This window comes from Pseudonocardia sp. ZF1, assembly GCF_056835605.1.
The window spans coordinates 4,434,399-4,452,122 of record NZ_JAJNBY010000001.1; the positions used below are offsets into that span (position 1 = coordinate 4,434,399).

18 protein-coding genes and 1 pseudogene are annotated in these 17,724 nt (G+C 74.6%); 8 read left to right on the top strand and 11 right to left on the bottom strand.

Features of this window, described 5'->3' with window-relative positions:
* The first annotated feature begins 98 nt into the window (after window positions 1-98).
* Complete coding sequence (locus ZF1_RS21365) at window positions 99-1,547, top strand: MFS transporter (protein ID WP_482638192.1); 1,449 nt, start codon at window positions 99-101, stop codon at window positions 1,545-1,547.
* A 177-nt stretch (window positions 1,548-1,724) separates the two neighbouring features.
* Here ZF1_RS21365 and gatB read toward each other — a convergent pair whose 3' ends face one another.
* From gatB to gatC, 3 genes are read right to left on the bottom strand one after another with little or no spacing between them, the layout of a single operon-like run.
* Window positions 1,725-3,227 carry an Asp-tRNA(Asn)/Glu-tRNA(Gln) amidotransferase subunit GatB gene (gatB, locus tag ZF1_RS21370; protein WP_482638193.1) on the bottom strand — a complete coding sequence of 501 codons (1,503 nt, stop codon included), beginning with the start codon at window positions 3,225-3,227 and terminating at the stop codon, window positions 1,725-1,727.
* Window positions 3,224-4,732 (bottom strand): Asp-tRNA(Asn)/Glu-tRNA(Gln) amidotransferase subunit GatA, encoded by a 1,509-nt coding sequence (gene gatA, locus ZF1_RS21375; protein WP_482638194.1) that lies wholly within the window; start codon window positions 4,730-4,732, stop codon window positions 3,224-3,226. Before gatA ends, gatB begins: the two co-directional genes overlap by 4 nt.
* A complete protein-coding gene (gatC, locus tag ZF1_RS21380; protein WP_020622204.1) occupies window positions 4,729-5,055 on the bottom strand; it encodes an Asp-tRNA(Asn)/Glu-tRNA(Gln) amidotransferase subunit GatC in 327 nt (108 codons plus the stop codon). Before gatC ends, gatA begins: the two co-directional genes overlap by 4 nt.
* Before the next feature lie 338 nt (window positions 5,056-5,393).
* On the opposite strand from gatC, the gene ZF1_RS21385 reads away from it, so the two are divergent.
* Window positions 5,394-6,050, top strand: a complete 657-nt coding sequence (locus ZF1_RS21385; RefSeq protein WP_251783996.1) for an ACT domain-containing protein — start codon at window positions 5,394-5,396, stop codon at window positions 6,048-6,050.
* Window positions 6,051-6,185: 135 nt separating this feature from the next.
* On the opposite strand, the gene ZF1_RS21390 is transcribed toward ZF1_RS21385, so the two are convergent.
* On the bottom strand, window positions 6,186-6,956 hold the full coding sequence (locus tag ZF1_RS21390; protein WP_482638195.1) for a 3-keto-5-aminohexanoate cleavage protein: 771 nt from the start codon (window positions 6,954-6,956) through the stop codon (window positions 6,186-6,188).
* Window positions 6,957-7,141: 185 nt separating this feature from the next.
* Window positions 7,142-9,520: pseudogene (gene ligA / locus ZF1_RS21395) on the bottom strand (NAD-dependent DNA ligase LigA); the annotation flags it as partial.
* A gap of 157 nt (window positions 9,521-9,677) precedes the next feature.
* On the opposite strand from ligA, the gene ZF1_RS21400 reads away from it, so the two are divergent.
* The 4 genes from ZF1_RS21400 to ZF1_RS21415 are packed head-to-tail and all read left to right on the top strand — an operon-like array spanning window position 9,678 to window position 12,993.
* Window positions 9,678-10,061 (top strand): ankyrin repeat domain-containing protein, encoded by a 384-nt coding sequence (locus ZF1_RS21400; RefSeq protein WP_226369678.1) that lies wholly within the window; start codon window positions 9,678-9,680, stop codon window positions 10,059-10,061.
* A gap of 3 nt (window positions 10,062-10,064) precedes the next feature.
* Window positions 10,065-10,463 carry a VOC family protein gene (locus ZF1_RS21405; RefSeq protein WP_405415503.1) on the top strand — a complete coding sequence of 133 codons (399 nt, stop codon included), beginning with the start codon at window positions 10,065-10,067 and terminating at the stop codon, window positions 10,461-10,463.
* A gap of 9 nt (window positions 10,464-10,472) precedes the next feature.
* Window positions 10,473-12,104 carry a peptide chain release factor 3 gene (locus tag ZF1_RS21410; protein ID WP_062397186.1) on the top strand — a complete coding sequence of 544 codons (1,632 nt, stop codon included), beginning with the start codon at window positions 10,473-10,475 and terminating at the stop codon, window positions 12,102-12,104.
* Between the two features lie 37 nt (window positions 12,105-12,141).
* Complete coding sequence (locus tag ZF1_RS21415; RefSeq protein ID WP_357546930.1) at window positions 12,142-12,993, top strand: DMT family transporter; 852 nt, start codon at window positions 12,142-12,144, stop codon at window positions 12,991-12,993.
* Here the strand turns inward: ZF1_RS21415 and ZF1_RS21420 are convergent.
* Entirely contained in the window at window positions 12,958-13,464 is a 507-nt protein-coding gene (locus ZF1_RS21420; RefSeq protein WP_482638196.1) for a MarR family winged helix-turn-helix transcriptional regulator, read from the bottom strand. The genes ZF1_RS21415 and ZF1_RS21420 overlap by 36 nt on opposite strands.
* Window positions 13,465-13,529: 65 nt before the next feature.
* On the opposite strand from ZF1_RS21420, the gene ZF1_RS21425 reads away from it, so the two are divergent.
* On the top strand, window positions 13,530-14,000 hold the full coding sequence (locus ZF1_RS21425; RefSeq protein ID WP_482638197.1) for an SRPBCC family protein: 471 nt from the start codon (window positions 13,530-13,532) through the stop codon (window positions 13,998-14,000).
* A gap of 205 nt (window positions 14,001-14,205) precedes the next feature.
* Here ZF1_RS21425 and ZF1_RS21430 read toward each other — a convergent pair whose 3' ends face one another.
* From ZF1_RS21430 to ZF1_RS21450, 5 genes are all read right to left on the bottom strand, one after another.
* Window positions 14,206-14,553 (bottom strand): DUF6506 family protein, encoded by a 348-nt coding sequence (locus ZF1_RS21430; RefSeq protein WP_482638198.1) that lies wholly within the window; start codon window positions 14,551-14,553, stop codon window positions 14,206-14,208.
* Between the two features lie 115 nt (window positions 14,554-14,668).
* Entirely contained in the window at window positions 14,669-15,064 is a 396-nt protein-coding gene (locus ZF1_RS21435; RefSeq protein WP_208822591.1) for a VOC family protein, read from the bottom strand.
* A gap of 193 nt (window positions 15,065-15,257) precedes the next feature.
* Window positions 15,258-15,917, bottom strand: a complete 660-nt coding sequence (locus ZF1_RS21440; RefSeq protein WP_482638199.1) for an SDR family oxidoreductase — start codon at window positions 15,915-15,917, stop codon at window positions 15,258-15,260.
* Window positions 15,917-16,231 carry a hypothetical protein gene (locus tag ZF1_RS21445; RefSeq protein WP_482638200.1) on the bottom strand — a complete coding sequence of 105 codons (315 nt, stop codon included), beginning with the start codon at window positions 16,229-16,231 and terminating at the stop codon, window positions 15,917-15,919. Before ZF1_RS21445 ends, ZF1_RS21440 begins: the two co-directional genes overlap by 1 nt.
* Window positions 16,232-16,438: 207 nt before the next feature.
* Entirely contained in the window at window positions 16,439-16,840 is a 402-nt protein-coding gene (locus ZF1_RS21450; RefSeq protein WP_476652409.1) for a hypothetical protein, read from the bottom strand.
* 104 nt (window positions 16,841-16,944) lie between these two features.
* Between ZF1_RS21450 and ZF1_RS21455 the strand changes: the two genes are divergently transcribed.
* Complete coding sequence (locus ZF1_RS21455) at window positions 16,945-17,724, top strand: isocitrate lyase/PEP mutase family protein (protein ID WP_482638201.1); 780 nt, start codon at window positions 16,945-16,947, stop codon at window positions 17,722-17,724.

Here is a 17,724-nt window from a genome sequence, read left to right on the forward strand (position 1 = left end):
TCGCCCACTGTTGCCCGGTCTAATATATCAATGTTAGAACAGGCGCCGCGCTGTATGCCGGGACGTCCCGGCACGCGCCCGGACGGCGAAGGGGCCACATGATCGAGAAGCCGCGCAGGAGCCGTCGCCGGATCCTCGACACCGCGGTCGAGGACGAGGCCACCGTCCGCCGGGCCGCCACCGCGGCGTCGGTGGGCAACGTCGCCGAGTGGTACGACTTCGGGATCTACTCCTACCTGGCCGCGGTGGTGCTGAACCGGGTCCTCTTCCCGGACGCGGGCCGGTGGTCGCTGGTGCTGACCCTCGCCGCGTTCGCGGCGGCGTTCGTCGCCCGCCCGTTCGGCGGGTTCGTGTTCGGCCACCTCGGCGACCGGGTGGGCAGGCCGCGGGTGCTGGCCGCCACCGTGCTGCTGATGACCGTCGCGACGGTGCTGCTCGGGCTCGTCCCGTCGCACGGCACGATCGGCGTCGCGGCGCCGGTCCTGGTCGTGCTCATCCGGATGCTGCAGGGCTTCTCCGCGGGCGGCGAGTACACCGGCGCGCTCACGGTGGTCGCCGAGTACGCACCCGACCGGCGGCGCGGCTTCTTCGGCAGCTGGCTGGAGTTCGGCACGATCGTCGGCTACTCGCTCGGAGCCGGCGTCACCGCGGCGCTGGTGGCCCTGATGCCCGACGACGACCTGCTCGCCTGGGGCTGGCGGATCCCGTTCCTGCTGGCGCTCCCGCTCGGCATCGCCGGCGTCTACCTGCGGCTGCGCCTGGAGGACACGCCGGCGTTCCGCCAGCTCATGGAGCGCTCCCCCGCGCTGGTCACGATGACCCACGGCCGCGCGTTCGGGATCCTGGTGAAGCGCTACCGCTCCGCGGCGCTGGTCACCGCCGGCCTGGTGATCGCCTGGAACGTCACCAACTACGTGCTGACCGCGTACGTGCCGACCTACCTCACCGGCACCCTGCCCCGGTCCGGCGCGGCCGGCACCAGCCGGGAGGTCGCGACCCTGCTGCAGGTCGGGGTCACCGTGGTCGCGCTGGCCGCGGTGGTCGTCGTCGGGCGCTGGAGCGACCGGATCGGACGGCGCCCGCTGCTGGCGGCCGGGAGCATCGGGCTGGTCGTGCTCGGCCTGCCGATCGTGTGGCTGCTGCAGCTCGGGCTCGCCGGGCAGGCCACCGGCCTGGTCCTGCTGGCCGCGATCCTGGTCTGCTTCGCGGGCGTCTGCCCGTCGACGCTGCCCGCCCAGTTCCCCACCCTCATCCGCTACGCCGGACTCGGGCTGACGTTCAACCTGGCGGTGTCGCTGTTCGCCGGGACGGCGCCCGCGGTGATCGAGGCCGCGGTGACCGCCACCGGGAACCTGGACTGGCCGGGCTACTACCTGATCGGCGCCGGGCTGGTCGGGCTGGTCAGCGTGTGGTTCCTCGTCGAGCCCGCCGGGAGGCCGCTGCCGGGCGCCGCTCCGCTGGAGTTCACCGGGGACGTGCCCGAGGCACCCGGCGAGGACCCGGGCGCCGCCGGCCCCGACGCGACGGCGACCCGCGCCTCCGGCTGAGCGGCCTGGCCGCTCGGCCGAGCAGCGCGACGGTGGCCGCCGGAGCAGCCGCACGCGGCGAGCAGGCCCGCCGTGCCGACCGCAGCGAGGAACTGACGGCGGGTGGCGTTCTCAACGGCCGGGCCCCGGGCGGACGGTGTCCGGCCGCCCGGGGCCCGTGCGTGTGGTGCAGGGGGGTCAGGCCCCGACCCGCTCGACGATCAGCTCGCGGACCCGCTTGGCGTCGGCCTGGCCCTTCGTCGCCTTCATGACCGCGCCGACGATCGCCCCGGCGGCCTGGACCTTGCCGCCGCGGATCTTCTCCGCGACGTCGGGCTGCTCGGCCAGCGCCGCGTCGACGGCGGCGATCAGCGCGCCCTCGTCGGAGACGACCTTCAGCCCGCGGGCCGCGACGACCTCGTCCGGGCCGCCCTCACCGTCGAGCACGCCGTCGACGACCTGGCGGGCGAGCTTGTTGGTCAGCTCCCCCGTGGCGACCAGCTCGACCACCCGGGCGACCTGCTCCGGCGTGATCGCGAGGTCGACGAGCTCGACGGAGCGGGTGTTGGCCTGCTGGGCGAGGTAGGACACCCACCACGAGCGGGCCTCCTGCGTCGGCGCACCCGCCGCGACGGTGGCCTCGACCAGCTCCAGCGCCCCGCCGTTGACCAGGTCGCGGATCTCCTCGTCGGAGATGCCCCACTCGGTCTGGATGCGCTTGCGGCGCTCCCAGGGCAGCTCGGGCAGGGTGCCGCGCAGCTCCTCGACCCACTCGGCCGAGGGCGCGATCGGGACCAGGTCGGGCTCCGGGAAGTACCGGTAGTCCTCCGAGGTCTCCTTGCGCCGCCCGGCGCGGGTGTGGCCGGTGGACTCGTCGAAGTGCCGGGTCTCCTGCACGATCTCGCCGCCCGCGTCCAGCACGCCGGCCTGGCGGCCCATCTCGTGCCGGACCGCGCGCTCGACCGACCGCAGCGAGTTGACGTTCTTCGTCTCGGTGCGGGTGCCCAGCGCGCCGCCCTTCGGCGAGAGCGACAGGTTCACGTCGGCACGCATCGAGCCCTGGTCCATCCGGACGTCGGAGACGCCCAGGGACTGGATCAGGTCGCGCAGCGCGGTGACGTAGGCGCGTGCCACCTCCGGGGCGCGTGCCCCGGTGTCCGGGATCATCTTCGTGACGATCTCGATCAGCGGGACGCCCGCCCGGTTGTAGTCCAGCAGCGAGTGGTCCGCGCCGTGGATGCGACCGTCGGAGCCGCCCACGTGCAGCGACTTGCCGGTGTCCTCCTCCATGTGCGCGCGCTCGATGCCGATCCGGACGACCTCGCCGTCGTCCAGGGTCAGGTCCAGGAACCCGTCGACGGCGATCGGCTCGTCGTACTGGGAGGTCTGGAAGTTCTTCGGCATGTCCGGATAGAAGTAGTTCTTCCGGGCGAACCGGCCCCACGGCGCGATCGAGCAGTTCAGCGCCAGGCCGATCCGGATCGCCGACTCCACCGCGGCCCGGTTGACCACCGGCAGCGCGCCGGGCAGGCCCAGGCAGACCGGGCAGACCTGGGTGTTCGGCTCGGCGCCGAACTCCGTCGGGCAGCCGCAGAACATCTTGGTGTTCGTCGACAGCTCGACGTGCACCTCGATGCCCAGCACCGGGTCGTAACGAGCGACGACGTCGTCGAAGTCGACCAGCTCCACGGACGTGGTCATGCCCTCACCCCAGCAACCTCCGGGACACGGGCGATCAGCGGACCGCCCTCGTCGGCGTCGCGGGCGGCCTCGAACGCCGCCCCGACGCGGTACATGACGGCCTCGCCGAGCGCGGGCGCCATGATCTGCAGACCGGTCGGCAGCCCCTCGGAGATCCCGTTGGGCACCGACATGCCGGCGACCCCGGCCAGGTTGGTCGGAATGGTGGCCAGGTCGTTCAGGTACATGGCCAGCGGGTCGTCCACCTTGTCCCCGATCGGGAACGGCACGGTCGGCGCGGTCGGCGACACGAGCACGTCGGCCTGGGCGAACGCCGCGTCGAAGTCCCGGCTGATCAGCGTGCGGACCTTCTGCGCCTGCCCGTAGTAGGCGTCGTAGTAGCCGCTGGACAGCGCGTAGGTGCCGAGCATGATCCGCCGCTTGACCTCGGGCCCGAAGCCCTGCTCGCGCGTGTTGGCCATGACCTCCTCCGCGGAGCGGCCCTCGGCCGCGCGCAGGCCGTAGCGCATGGCGTCGAACCGGGCGAGGTTCGACGACACCTCGCTCGGCAGGATCAGGTAGTACGCGGCCATGCCGTACTCGAAGTGCGGGCAGGAGACCTCGACGATCTCGGCGCCCAGCTTCTCCAGGCTGCGCAGCGACGCGTCGAACGCCGACCGGACGCCGGGCTGGTAGCCCTCGCCCCCCAGCTCGCGCACGACGCCGACCTTCAGACCGGACAGGTCCCCGGTCGCGCCCTGGCGCGCCGCCTCGACGACGGCCGGGACCGGCCGGTCGATCGAGGTCGAGTCGCGCGGGTCGTGGCCGCCGATGACCTCGTGCAGCAGCGCCGCGTCCAGCACGGTGCGCGCGCACGGCCCGCCCTGGTCCAGCGACGACGCGCAGGCGACCAGCCCGTAGCGGGAGACCTGGCCGTAGGTGGGCTTGACGCCGACGGTGCCGGTGAACGCGGCGGGCTGGCGGATCGAGCCACCGGTGTCGGTGCCGATCGCCAGCGGCGCCTCGAACGCGGCCAGCGCGGCCGCCGAGCCGCCGCCGGAGCCACCCGGCACCCGGGAGGTGTCCCACGGGTTGCGGGTGACGCCGTACGCGGAGTGCTCGGTGGAGGAGCCCATCGCGAACTCGTCCATGTTGGTCTTGCCCAGGATCGTGATCCCGGCGGCGCGCAGGCGCGCGGTGACCGTCGCGTCGTAGGGCGGCTGCCAGCCCTCGAGGATCCGCGAGCCGCAGGTGGTGGGCATGTCGGAGGTGGTGAACACGTCCTTGAGCGCCAGCGGCACCCCGGCCAGCGGGGACTCCGGCGCCTCGCCCGCGGCGATCCGCTCGTCGACCAGCGCGGCGCAGGCCAGCGCGGACTCGGCTCCGACGTGCAGGAACGCGTGCACCTCGCCGTCGACGGCGGCGATCCGGTCGAGGTGGGCCTGCGCGGCCTCCACGGCGGAGACCTCACGGGAGTGGATCTTCTCGGCGAGCTCGGCGGCGGTCAGCCGGATCAGGTCGCTCACTGCTCCTCCCCCAGGATCCGCGGGACGCGGAAGCGCCCGTCCTCGGCGGCCGGGGCGCCGGCGAGCGCCTGCTCCTGGCTCAGGCCGGGGCGGCGCTCGTCCGGGCGGAAGACGTTCTCCAGCGGGACGGCGTGCGAGGTCGGCGGGATGTCGTCGGCGGCGACCTCCCCGACCCGGGCCACCGACCCGATGATGACGTCGAGCTGGGACGCGAAGGTGTCCAGCTCGGAGTCGGTGACGGCCAGGCGGGCCAGCCGGGCGAGGTGTGCGACCTCGTCCCGGGTGATGACCCCGCCCGTCCGCTCCGCGGAATCGGCGGTCATGCCCCTCCTCGGGATGGTGTCCGATGATGACGACGGCGGGTGGACGGTCGTGGCGGTGCCGTGGCAGCGGCGACGACGGTGCGACCGCCGGTCCGGCTGCCGACACGACCCGGACGCTCCCGCGCGCGCCGGTCTACCCGCCGAGTCTATTCCCGCCGGTCCACCGGCCGATCGCCCCCCGGTGACCGGGCGCGCACACCCCGCTGCGGGTGGCGGGTGACCGAGGCGCCCGTGGGTGGCAGGATCATCGTTCCCGCCCGGAACCGCTCCCCGCCGCTCCGGTGCGGTGCTTGCGCGTGCCGACGAGGCGCCCGCTGTCGAGGGAGAGGATCCACTCCGTGTCGTTCCTGCTCCGGGTCGTCCTCCCGGACAAGCCCGGCAATCTCGGCGCCGTCGCGTCCGCACTCGGCGGGGCCGGGGCGGACATCCTGAGTGTGGACGTCGTGGAGCGTGGCGACGGCCAGGCGGTCGACGACATCGCCGTCGAGCTGCCGACCAACCGGCCGCCGGACGTGCTCATCACCGCTGCCGAGTCGGTGCCCGGTGTGTCGGTGGAGTCGGTGCGCCCGCACACCGGGCAGCTGGACACCCATCGCGAGCTGGAGCTGCTCGACGAGATCGCCGGCGACCACGCGCACGGGCTCGACCTGCTCGCCGCCGAGGTGCCGAGACTGTTCCGCGCAGGGTGGGCGCTCGTCGCGGTCAGCGAGCACGGCCGCTCCTACCGGATCGCGGAGAGCTCCGCGGCGCCCGAGACCCGGTCCGGGGACCTGCCCTGGCTGCCGCTGGACCGGGCGATCGCCCTCGACGAGAGCCACTGGGTGCCCGAGCCCTGGCGGGCGATGGACACCGAGCTGGCCGCCGCGCCGTTCGGGACCGGGGCGCCACCGAAGACCCTGGTGGTCGGGCGGCCGGGTGGGCCGGTGTTCCGGCCGTCGGAGCTGGCGCGGCTGGCGCACCTGGCCGGGATCGTCGCGACGGTCCTGAAGGCCTGACCCGCCGCGCCACCGCCCCCCTCCCCCAGGCCCGGGGCTGCCCCCAGGGGAACGTTCGTAGCGCTCTAAGCCACGAGAGTTCCCCTGGGGGCAGCGCCGGGAGTGGACGAGCGGCCGGGGCGACGGCCCGGCGGGTCAGACCCGGATCGACAGGGCGGTGCGGACGAGGTCGTCGTTGCCGGTCGCGAGCCAGCCGTCGGGGCGGACCAGGACGTCCTCGAAGCCGATCCGGGTGTCGATGTTGACCCGGGTCGCGTACTCCAGCACCGGCCAGGCGCCCTCCTCCTCGCCGTGCAGCAGCACGGGGACGGGGGGCTGACCGAGGGCGCGCAGGATCCGGATGCCCTCGGCGACGGCGGTCTCGGGGTCGATCACCGTCGACTCCGCGATCACCCGCCGGGTCCCCGGGGGCAGCCCGTTCTGGCGGAGGGTGACGGCGTCGCCGCTGGTCCAGACGCCGAGCTCGACGGCGATGCCGACCGACCACGCGGCGTGGCAGACCTCGGTCCAGCCGAGCTCGTGCACGTTGACGCCGCACACGTCGGGCTTGCCGGAGCCGAGCCGGCCCCAGGACAGGACGGTCTCGACACGGTCCTTCGGGTCGGGCTGGATCCAGCGCCCGGTCGGGACCCCGATCTCGATGCCCGGGGCCTCCTGGCGGATCAGCGAGACGACGTCGCCGACCACGGCGGGCTCGATCGACTCGGCACCGCTGTCGTCGCGCGGGTGCACGTGCACCGAGGTGACGCCGAGCCGGGCGACGGCCCGGGCGTCGCGGGCGAGGTGGCGGGCCAGGGTCGGCAGCGCCGGGTGCGCGTCCGCCGGTCGTGAGCCGTTGAGCGCCGCCTGCAACACCGTGTGTTCCCCGATCCGAGTGGTCGTGCCCCCGCGGGAGGACCCCGCCATGCAACCGAGAGTAGGCGGTGATCGACCCGCGCCCGCGGCCGGGCGCGGGCGCGCCCGGGGGACGTCGACGTCCGGCCACCGGGCCGCGCCGGACGACGAACACGCCCGGTGAACGGTCGCTCACCGTCGGCGTGGCGCACGTCGTGTCGCCGGACGGCGTGGACCGGACGGCGCCGGTCCTGCGGTCAGGCGTCGGCGGCCTGCTCGCGCGCCGCATCGGGACCGCGGTCGAGCAGGACCGAGAACCCGGCCTCGTCCAGCACCGGCACCCCGAGCTCGACGGCCTTGTCGTACTTCGAGCCGGGCGCCTCCCCCGCGACGACGAACGCCGTCTTCTTCGACACCGACCCGGCCGCGCGCCCGCCGCGGGCCATGATCGCCTCCTTGGCCTCGTCGCGGGACCAGTTCTCCATTGAGCCGGTGATCACGATCGAGAGGCCCTCCAGGAAGCGGGGCACCGAGTCGTCGACCTCGTCCTCCATCGCGACGCCCGCCGCCCGCCACTTCTGCACGACCTCGCGGTGCCAGTCGACGGAGAACCAGTCCCGCACCGCCGCCGCGATGGTCGGGCCCACACCGTCGACCCCAGCGATCGGGGCGAGTGCCTCGGCCACCGCCTTCGCCCGGGCGCGCGCGGCCGCACGCTCCTGCTTCGCGGCCTCGGCGGCCGCGGCGTCCGCCTCGGCGGCGTTCTCGTCGGCCTTCTCCGCGCCGTCCACACCCTCGGCGCCGTCCACGGCCTGCGGGGGTTCCGCCGCCCCGGCGGCGGTCGCAGCCTCCGCCTCCGCGGTCTCGACGTCGCCGGCCGCCTCGGCGGCGGCGCCCTCGGCCGTCGGCGCCGCGGCCTCGGCCGCGGCGTCGTCCTCCCCCGCCGTCCCGTCGGAGACGATCGCGACCCCGGCCGCCTCGGTGTCCGCCCTCGCCTGCGCCGCGGCGCGTTCCAGGGCCTCCATCGACCCGAACTCGCGGCCCAGCGCCTGCGCGGCGGTCGGCCCGACGTGGCGGATCGACAGTCCCACCAGCACCCGCCACAGCGGCCGGTCCTTCGCCGCCTCCAGGTTCGTGAGCAGCTTGCGGCCGTTGACCGTCAGCTCGCCCTTCTGGTTGCGGAACAGCTCGGTCCGCAGCAGGTCGTCCTCGGTCAGGGCGAACACGTCACCCTCGTCGATCAGCACGCCCGAGGTCAGCAGCGCCACCGCGGCCTCGTAGCCGAGCCCCTCGATGTCGAACGCGCCGCGGCCCGCGACGTGGAACAGCCGCTCCCGCAGCTGAGCCGGGCAGGAGCGGGCGTTCGGACAGCGCCGGTCGACGTCGCCCGCCTTCTGCTGCACGAGCGCGGTGCCGCACTCGGGACAGTGCGTCGGCATCACGAACTCGCGCTCGGAGCCGTCGCGCACGTCGGTGACCGGGCCCAGCACCTCGGGGATCACGTCGCCCGCCTTGCGGATGACCACCCGGTCGCCGATCAGCACACCCTTGCGGCGCACCTCGTCGGCGTTGTGCAGGGTCGCCATCTCGACCGTGGACCCGGCGACCTTCACCGGCTCCATCACCGCGAACGGGGTGACCCGGCCGGTGCGCCCGACGTTGACCCGGATGTCGAGCAGCCGCGTGGTGGCCTGCTCCGGCGGGTACTTGTAGGCGATCGCCCAGCGCGGGAACCGGGAGGTCGCACCGAGTCTGCGCTGCAGCGCCACCTCGTCGACCTTCACGACGACGCCGTCGATCTCGTGCTCGACGTCGTGCCGGTGCTCGCCCCAGTGCTCGACGTACTCGATCACCTTCTCGATGCCCCGCAGCACGGTCGTGCGCGGGGAGATCGGCAGGCCCCAGGCGACCAGCGCGTCGTAGGCGTGGGACTGGGTGTCGGGGGTGAACCCCTCCCGCTTGCCCAGGCCGTGGCAGATCAGCCGCAGGTTGCGCGAGCCGGTGACCCGCGGGTCCTTCTGCCGCAGCGATCCGGCCGCGGTGTTGCGGGGGTTCGCGAACGGTTCCTTGCCCGCCTCGACCAGCGAGGCGTTGAGCCGCTCGAAGTCCTCCAGCCGGAAGTAGACCTCGCCCCGGACCTCGACGAGCCCCGGCACCGGGAACTCGTCGGTGCCGGTGAGCTGCTCGGGCACCTCGGCGAGGGTGCGCATGTTGAGCGTGATGTCCTCGCCGGTGCGCCCGTCACCGCGGGTCAGCGCGCGGGTGAGCCGCCCGTCGGTGTAGAGCAGGTTCACCGCCAGTCCGTCGATCTTGAGCTCGCACAGGTAGTGCAGGTCCTCGCCGACCTCCTTCGTCACCCGCTCCTGCCAGGTGCGCAGGTCCTCGGGCGAGAAGGCGTTGTCCAGCGACAGCATCCGCTCGAGATGGTCGTGCGCGGTGAAGTCGGTGGAGAACGTGCCGCCGACGCGCTGGCTCGGCGAGTCCGGCGTGACCAGCTCGGGGTGCGCCTTCTCCAGCGCGAGCAGCTCGTGCCACAGCTCGTCGAACTGGCCGTCGGAGACGACCGGCGCGTCCAGCACGTAGTACCGGAACTGGTGGTCGGCCACCTCGGCCGCCAGCTGCGCGTGGCGCTCGCGGGCCTGTGGGTCGTCGGACTGGGAGCTCACGACGCGCAGGTTAGCGGCGACCCCCGACAGCCACCCGGCGCCGAGGGTTCCCGGACGGGTGGCGGCCCGGGTCCGGTACCGCGGTCGCCGCCCGGCGGGGTGGCCGCGGCACCCCTACCGTGGCGGGGTGGACCAGGCCGCCGTGGAACTCGCGCACCGGATGTTCGACCTGGCCCGTGAGGGTGCGGCGGAGCAGCTGGCCGCCTACCTCGACGCGGGCGTCCCGGTCGGCCTGACCGACCCCAAGGGCGACACCCTGCTGATCCTCGCCGCCTACTACGGCCACGATGCCGTCGTCGCCGACCTGCTGGCCCGCGGCGCGGCGCCGGACCACACCAACGACCGCGGCCAGACCGCGCTCGCCGCCGCGCTGTTCGCCCGGTCGGCGCCGTCGGTGACCGCGCTGCTCGCCGCGGGGGCCGACCCGCACCACGGCAGCCCGTCGGCGTGGGCGACCGTCGAGCACTTCGACCTGCCCGACATGCGGGCGCTGCTGGAAGCGGGGGCCTGAGCAGTGCTGCGGCCGGGGTTCCCGGTCGTCGGCGTCGCCGACCTCGACCGGGCCGCCGCGTTCCGGGCCGCCGCGCTGCACCTGCAGGTCTCCGAGGAGTGGGCCAGCCCGTCCTGGCGCACCCTGACCGGCCCCGGCGGCGACCGGGTACTCGGCCTGGTGCGCAGTGCCTCCCCACCCGAGCCGAGGCCCCGCCTGCACCTGGACCTCCTGGTCGACACCACCGACGAGCAGGAGGCCGAGGTCGCGCGGCTCGGATCGCTGGGGGCGACCCTGCCCGACCGGGACGGCTACCCCGCCGAGCCCGACTTCGTCGTCCTGGCCGACCCCGACGGCAACGTGTTCTGCGTGGTCGACCTGAGCCGGGCGCCGTCGTCGGGGGCTGTCGGTGGCGGCGCCTAGAATGCGGGTGTGAGCACCACCGAGAGCGACGCCCGGCAGCCCGGATCCGCCACCGACGCACGCGTCGTCGGCGAGACCGCCCGCCGGCGCACGTTCGCGGTGATCTCCCACCCCGACGCGGGCAAGTCGACCCTGACCGAGGCGCTGGCGCTGCACGCCGAGGTCATCGACTCCGCCGGTGCGGTGCACGGCAAGTCCGGCCGCAAGGGCGTCACCTCGGACTGGATGGAGATGGAGCGCGCCCGCGGCATCTCGGTGTCCTCGGCGGTGCTGCAGTTCGCCTACCGCGACTGCGTGATCAACCTGCTCGACACCCCCGGCCACGGCGACTTCTCCGAGGACACCTACCGGGTGCTCGCCGCCGTCGACGCCGCGGTGATGCTGCTCGACGCCGCGAAGGGCCTCGAGCCGCAGACCCTCAAGCTGTTCGACGTCTGCCGCTCGCGCGGCGTCCCGATCGTCACCTTCGTCAACAAGTGGGACCGACCCGGCCGCGAGGCCCTGGAGCTGCTCGACGAGGTCGAGCAGACCATCGGCCTGCGCCCGATGCCGCTGACCTGGCCGCTGGGCATCGCCGGACAGTTCAAGGGCCTCATCGAGCGCACCACCGGCGAGTACACCGCGTTCACCCGGGCCGCCGGCGGCGCCACCAAGGCCACCGCGCAGGTCGTCGACGCCGAGACCATCGCCGCGCAGGAGCCGGAGTACTGGCAGAACGCGCAGGACGAGCTGGGCCTGCTCGACGAGATCGGCGCCGGGTTCGACGAGGAGGGCTTCCGCTCCGGCAAGGCGACCCCGGTGCTGTTCGGGTCGGCGCTGTCGAACATCGGCGTCGCCCGGCTGCTCGACTCCCTGGTCGACCTGGCCCCGCCGCCCGCCCCCCGCCCGGACGTGAAGGGCGACGACCGCCCGCTCGAGGCGCCCACCTCCGGACTGATCTTCAAGGTGCAGGCCGGCATGGACAAGGCGCACCGCGACCGGATGGCGTTCCTGCGGATCTGCTCGGGCCGGTTCGAGCGCGGCATGGTGCTCACCCACGCCGCGACCGGCAAGCCGTTCGCCACCAAGTACGCCCAGTCGGTGTTCGGCGCCGAGCGCAAGACCGTCGAGGAGGCGTTCCCCGGCGACATCGTCGGCCTGGTCAACGCCACCGCGCTGCGCCCCGGCGACACCCTCTACGCCGCCGACCCGGTCGAGTTCCCGTCGATCCCGGCGTTCGCCCCCGAGCACTTCGCGGTGATCCGCGCGAAGGACGCGGGCAAGTACAAGCAGTTCCGCAAGGGTATCGAGCAGCTCGGCAACGAGGCGGTCATCCAGATCCTGCGCTCGGACCTGCGCGGCGACCAGGCGCCGGTGCTCGCCGCGGTCGGGCCGCTGCAGTTCGACGTCGTCACCACGCGACTGGAGACCGAGTTCAACGCCCCGGTCACCCTGGACCGGCTGCCGTACCAGATCGCGCGCCTGGTCGACGCCGAGGCGGTCGAGAAGCTGGCCGGGCAGTCCGAGTGCGAGGTCCTGCGCCGCGACGCCGACGGTGAGCACCTCGCGCTGTTCACCAACAAGTGGCGGATGGACATCATCCAGCGCAAGTTCCCGGACATGCGGTTCGAGGCCATGCCCGCCGGATCGTCGATCTCCTGATCCGCTGAGCACCGTCGCCGCGGTCGGCGCCGCGCTGCTGTCGGCGCTGCTCTTCGCGCTCGCCGCCGTCGCCCAGCAGACCTCGGCGTCGGCGGACCCGCACGACCGCGGCACGGCGATGCTCGCCCGGCTGGTCCGCGACCCGCGCTGGCTGGCCGGGTCGCTCGGCGACACCGCCGCGTTCGCGATGCAGGCCGTCGCGCTCGGGTTCGGGTCGCTGCTGCTGGTGCAGCCGCTCATCGTGACCCAGCTGGTGTTCGCGCTGCCGCTGGCCGCGTGGTGGGCCGGGCGGCGCCCGTCGCGCCGCGAGCTGGTCTGGGCCGCGGTCCTGGTGGTGGCGCTGGTGCTGTTCGTGACCGTCGGCGAGCCGACCGCCGGGGTCGACCGGGCGGGCCTCGCGGCCTGGGCGCCGACCGGGTCGGTGCTGCTCGTGCTGTTCGCCGCGTGCCTCGTCGCGGCCCGGAGCGCGACCGGCACCGCCCGGGCGCTGCTGCTCGCCGCGGCGACCGGGATCGCCTACGGCGTCGTCGCCGCACTCACCCTCGGTGTGGTCGACACGCTGTCCGACGGGCTCGTCGCGCTGCTGACGTCGTGGGAGACCTGGGCGCTCGCGGTCGCCGTCGTCGGGGGCACGCTGCTGCAGCAGACCGCGTTCCAGGCCGGCGCGCTCGGGGCCTCGCTGCCGGCGGTGGTCGTCGGGGAACCGGTGGTCGCGGCGGTCGTCGGGGTGACCGTGCTCGACGAGCGGCTGGCCACCGGCGGGGCGGGGTGGCTGCTCGTCGCGGTCCTGGTGGTCGTGCTCGTGGTGGCGACGGTCGCGCTGGCGCGGGCGAGCGCCGAACCCGGCGAGCGGTCAGGGGTCCTCGACACCGGCGAGCAGGCGTCGTAGCAGCCCGTCGAGGAGGGCGCGGTCGTCCGGGCCGAGCGGGCCGAGGATCCGCCGCTCGTTGTCGACGTGGTCGGCGACGGCCCGGTCGACGAGCTCGCGGCCGGGGTCGGTGAGACGGACCAGGATGCTGCGGCGGTTCTCCGGGTCGAGGTTGCGCTCCACCCAGCCCGCGTCGTCGAGCCGGTCGAGCCGGTGGGTCGTCGCGGCCGGGGACAGCATGAGCGTGCGGCTGAGCCGGGTGGGGGTCAGCACGTACGGCGCACCGGCCCGGCGCAGCGCGGCGAGCACGTCGAACTCCCCGGTCCGCAGCCCGTGCGCGGCGAACACCCGCTCGACCCGGGGTGCGACGAGTGCCGCGAACCGGCCGAGCCGGCCGATGGTCGCCATCGCCGCCAGGCCGTCCGGAGAGAGGTCGGGGCGCTCGTGTCGCCACTGGTCGACGAGGTCGTCGACGGCATCGCGTTCGGGCACACCCCGATCGTAGGTCGCCGTCGAAAACATTGTTCTCAAACATTTCGACGCCGTACTGTTCGAGCATGACGACACTCACCGTCTCCGTTGCCACGACCGTCGCCGCACCGGCGGCCGACGCCTGGACCGTGCTCGCCGACTACGCCCGCGACCGGCAGTGGCGGGCGGGGGTGCGCTCGATGGTCCCCACCCCGCCGGGCCCGGTGGGGCCGGGTACGACCACCCGGGAGGTGCTGCGCGCCGCGGGCCGGACCACCCGCAACGACGGCGTGGTCACCGACGTGACCCCCGGCCGCAGGTTCGCCTGGCGGACCACGTCCGGCGTCGACGCCGACGGGTCGCGCGAGGTCGCGCCGCTGCCGGACGGCTCGTGCCGGGTCCGGCTGGAGCTGCGCGTCCGGCCGCCGGGTCTGCTGCGGCTCGTCCCCGGCCCGCTGCGGTGGCTGCTCGCCCGCGGGCTGCGCGGCGACCTCGACCGGCTCCGTGCGCTCGTCGAGACCGGCCGCGCGACCCGACCCGCCTGCGAGCGGTCGTGACGCCCCCCTGGCGAGCCACGAGCACGCGATCGGGGCCCATCGCCGCTACGGCGCCGGCCGGACCGTCGTCAGCTGGCCCGAGGTGGTCGTGCTGCCCGCAGCGCGCGGTTCGAGCAGGTGAGCTGCCCGCCGACGGTGGGGCTGCCGCCGCACACGCCGACCCTGCCGCAGGTGCGCCGACCCGTCCGGCCGACTCTCGGGACCCTCACCCCGCGGGCGCGGCACCGGCCGCCGCGACGGCCGCGGCGCTCGCGTAGGCCGCGGCGGCCGGGATCTGGTCGGCGCCGAACACGACGTGCCCGACGGCGGCGCGGTCCCCGACGGCCGCAGCGACGGCGGCGACGTCACCGCTGCCGAAGCCGCCGCACAGCTCGACCAGGGTGACCCGCTCGTCGCGGACCAGGGCGGCGGCGACGACGGGCGCGTCCGCGGTCGACGCGACGGCGACGACCATCGAGCGCTGCCCACCGGACTCGAGCACGAGGCGGTCACGGTCGGGCTCGGCGCCGGGGTGCTCGAACAGGTAGGCCCAGCGGGCCGGTTCGGTGGTCATGGGCCCATGCTCGGAGCTGAACCCCGCTCGAGGTCAAGCCCTGTTCGGGCACATCCGGCTCCGCCGAGGACCCCGCGCCCACCCACGGGCCCGGCGGGCGGGCGTCGTAGCGGGGCTACGAGGCGAGGTGGAAGAACTCCAGCGCGTTGCCGTCGGGGTCCTTGAACGACAGGGCCAGGCCGTAGTCGGCCTCGACGATCCCGTCGTGGGCGATCCCGACCGAATCCAGGTGGTCGCGCCACTGCTCGATCTCCGCCCGGTCCGCGACGCCGAACCCGACGTGGTCCATGCCCGGCCGGTCCGGGGCGAACGCGTCACCGGTGTCGACGGAGTCGTGCCGGGTCAGGCCCAGCAACTGGCCCGAGGGCAGCGCGAACACGCGGCGGTGGAACGGCCCGTCGGACAACGTCATCGCCGGCTCCGAGCCGATCAGCTTCGAGTACCAGGGCTCGCTGACCTCCAGGTCGGTGACCGAGAGGGCGAGGTGGTGGATGGCGGGGAACTCGGGCACGGGACGACCTCCGGATCGCATGGCGGGACGTGCATGTCCCGGGTTCCCGTTCCACCCGATGATCAATCGCGCACGACCGTTCTGCGGGCCGCGCCGCACCGGCTCCCGAACCGACGCGGCGCGTCCGCCCCGGCGCGGCGGGGTACGGCGGGCGGGGCACGACAGAGCAGGACGCCACAGGGCGGGGAGGGGGTCAGCCCGCAGCGTCGGCCGGGTCGCCGTGGCGCACGTCCACCGGCCACGCCCCGGCGGGCAGCCGGTGCAGCCGGGCGTAGTGCTCGGCGATGTCGTCCGGGTCGTAGGCGGTTCCCGGCGCGACCGGCCCGCACACGGTCACGGTCGCCGACCGCACCCCCCGCGGCCCGAACTCGGCGTCGAGCAGCTCGGCCAGCGCGCGCAGCCCGGCCTTGCCCAGCGACAGGCTCGTCAGCTGCGGGAGCGGGTGCGGCATGCCGGCCGTCATCAGGTAGCTGCCGCCGTCCCCGTCGGCCATCGCCGGCAGCAGCGCCGCGGCGGTGGTGACCGCGCCGCCGACGTTGACCGCCCAGGTGTCGAGCAACGTGGCCGCATCGAGCCCGGTGACGGTGTCGGTGCGGATCACCCCGGCGTTGTAGACGACGACCTCGGGCACCCCGAGCCGCTCGACCAGGCCGCCGAGGGCGGCGCGCAGCGCGGCCTCGTCGGCGACGTCGGCGGTGGCGCCGGCCGCCCCGTCGGGCAGGTCGGCGAGCAGACCGTCGACGGTGGACCACGAGCGGGCGAGCACCCCGACCGGGTGCCCGGAGCCGGCGAAGCGGCGGGCGACGGAGCGGCCGATGCCCGGCCCCGCGCCGACGACGAACACGGCGGCCATCAGGCGGGCCGTTCCGAGGCGGACCGCATCCCGGTCACCGCGACCGAGTCCGCACCGCCGCACCGCGCGGCGAGCTCGTCGCAGGCGCGGAGCCGGTCCACCGGTCCCGTCGGGCGGTGCACGGCGAGCCCGTGCCACGGCCGGAACGCGATCGGGTCGTCGGCGGACACCCGGCGCGACGGCGCGTGGGCGTGCTGCGGCAGGAACGTCGGCGTCGCGCCGGTGACAGTGGTCGCGGGCGCGGCGGAGGCGCCCGGCCCGGGCACGTCGGGCTGCCGCCGTGCGACGACGTCGGTGCGGGGAGTCGGTGGCACACCACCGGTTACCCCGTGATCAGGTCGCCCATCCCCCGGCACCGGCACGGGCGGCCCGTCACGTCGTCGCCGGCCACCGACGATAGCGCGAGGGCGAGCTCGGCGCCGTGCTCGCGCATCGAGGCCCTCACCTCCGCCGGGCGACGCCCCCTGCCGACCGTGCCGCGCGGGCCCCGCGGTGATCGGGCCGGGCGGTCGGCCCGCATGTCAGTGGACGTGGCAGACGTCCGGCGCACAGGCCGGTGTGGTGTCGGGACCGTCGAGCGGGGCGGGGCCCGGCCCGGTGACGGCGAGGATCACGAAGGCGGCCAGCCAGATCAGCCCGCCGGCCAGCCCGGCGATCGACAGCCCCGCGGCGGAGATCGCGGTGCGGGACCGGCCCGGGCAGGCGCGGACCGCGCCCAGGGTGCCGAGCACCAGACCACCGATCGTCAGGACCACCCCGGCGGAGGCGAGGGCGAGACCGGCGACGGTCAGCGGCGACACCGCGGACAGCGCGATGGCGGCGGCGACGAACACCGAGCCCAGTGCTCCCAGGACGAGCGCGGACGACCCGAGGCCACCCCGCGGGGCGGTCGGGTGTCGGGTATCGGGCCGGTCTCGGAGCACGGCACCAGAATCGGGGTCGGACGGCCCCACCGCTGTCAGGGACACGACAGATCCCCAGTTCTGGGTACGCGGCGGCGGTCCCGGAACCGCCCTACGGTGACCCCATGACCTCCACCGCCGAGAAGGCCACGAAGCTGCAGGAACTGCACGCCGCGCCCGAGCTGCTGCTCGTCGTCAACGTCTGGGACGCGATCACCGCGAAGGTCGTCGCCGAGACGCCGGGCACGAAGGCCCTGGCCACCGCCAGCCACGGCATCGCCGCCTCCCGCGGCTACGAGGACGGCGAGAACATCCCGCGCGACCTGATGATCGCCGAGGTCGGGCTGATCGCGAAGGTCGCGGGCGACCTGCCGGTCACCGCGGACCTGGAGGCCGGCTACGGCGACCCGGGCGGCACCGTGGCCCGCGCGATCGACGTCGGCATCGTCGGGGCGAACCTGGAGGACCAGGTCAAGCCGCTCGCCGACGCCGTGAAGGCGGTCGAGGCGGCCGTCGCCGCGGCGGAGTCGGCGGGCGTGGACTTCGTGCTGAACGCCCGCACCGACGCGTTCCTCAAGGCCGGCGACAAGGACCCCGAGGCGGTGCTGGCCGGCGCGATCGAGCGCGGGAAGGCCTACCTCGACGCCGGCGCGTCGAACTTCTTCGTGCCGGGCAAGCTCGACGAGACCCAGGTCGGACGCCTGGTCGAGGCGCTCGGTGAGCGCCGGGTCAACCTGATCGGCATCCCCGGGTCGATCCCGCTGAAGCGCGCGCAGGAGCTGGGCGTCGCCCGCGTGTCCTACGGCCCGTGGAGCCAGAACGTGGCGCTGACCGCGCTGGAGGACCTCGCCACCGACGTCTACGCCGGTGGTGGCCTGCCCGAGGGCACCCGCAAGCTGAACTGA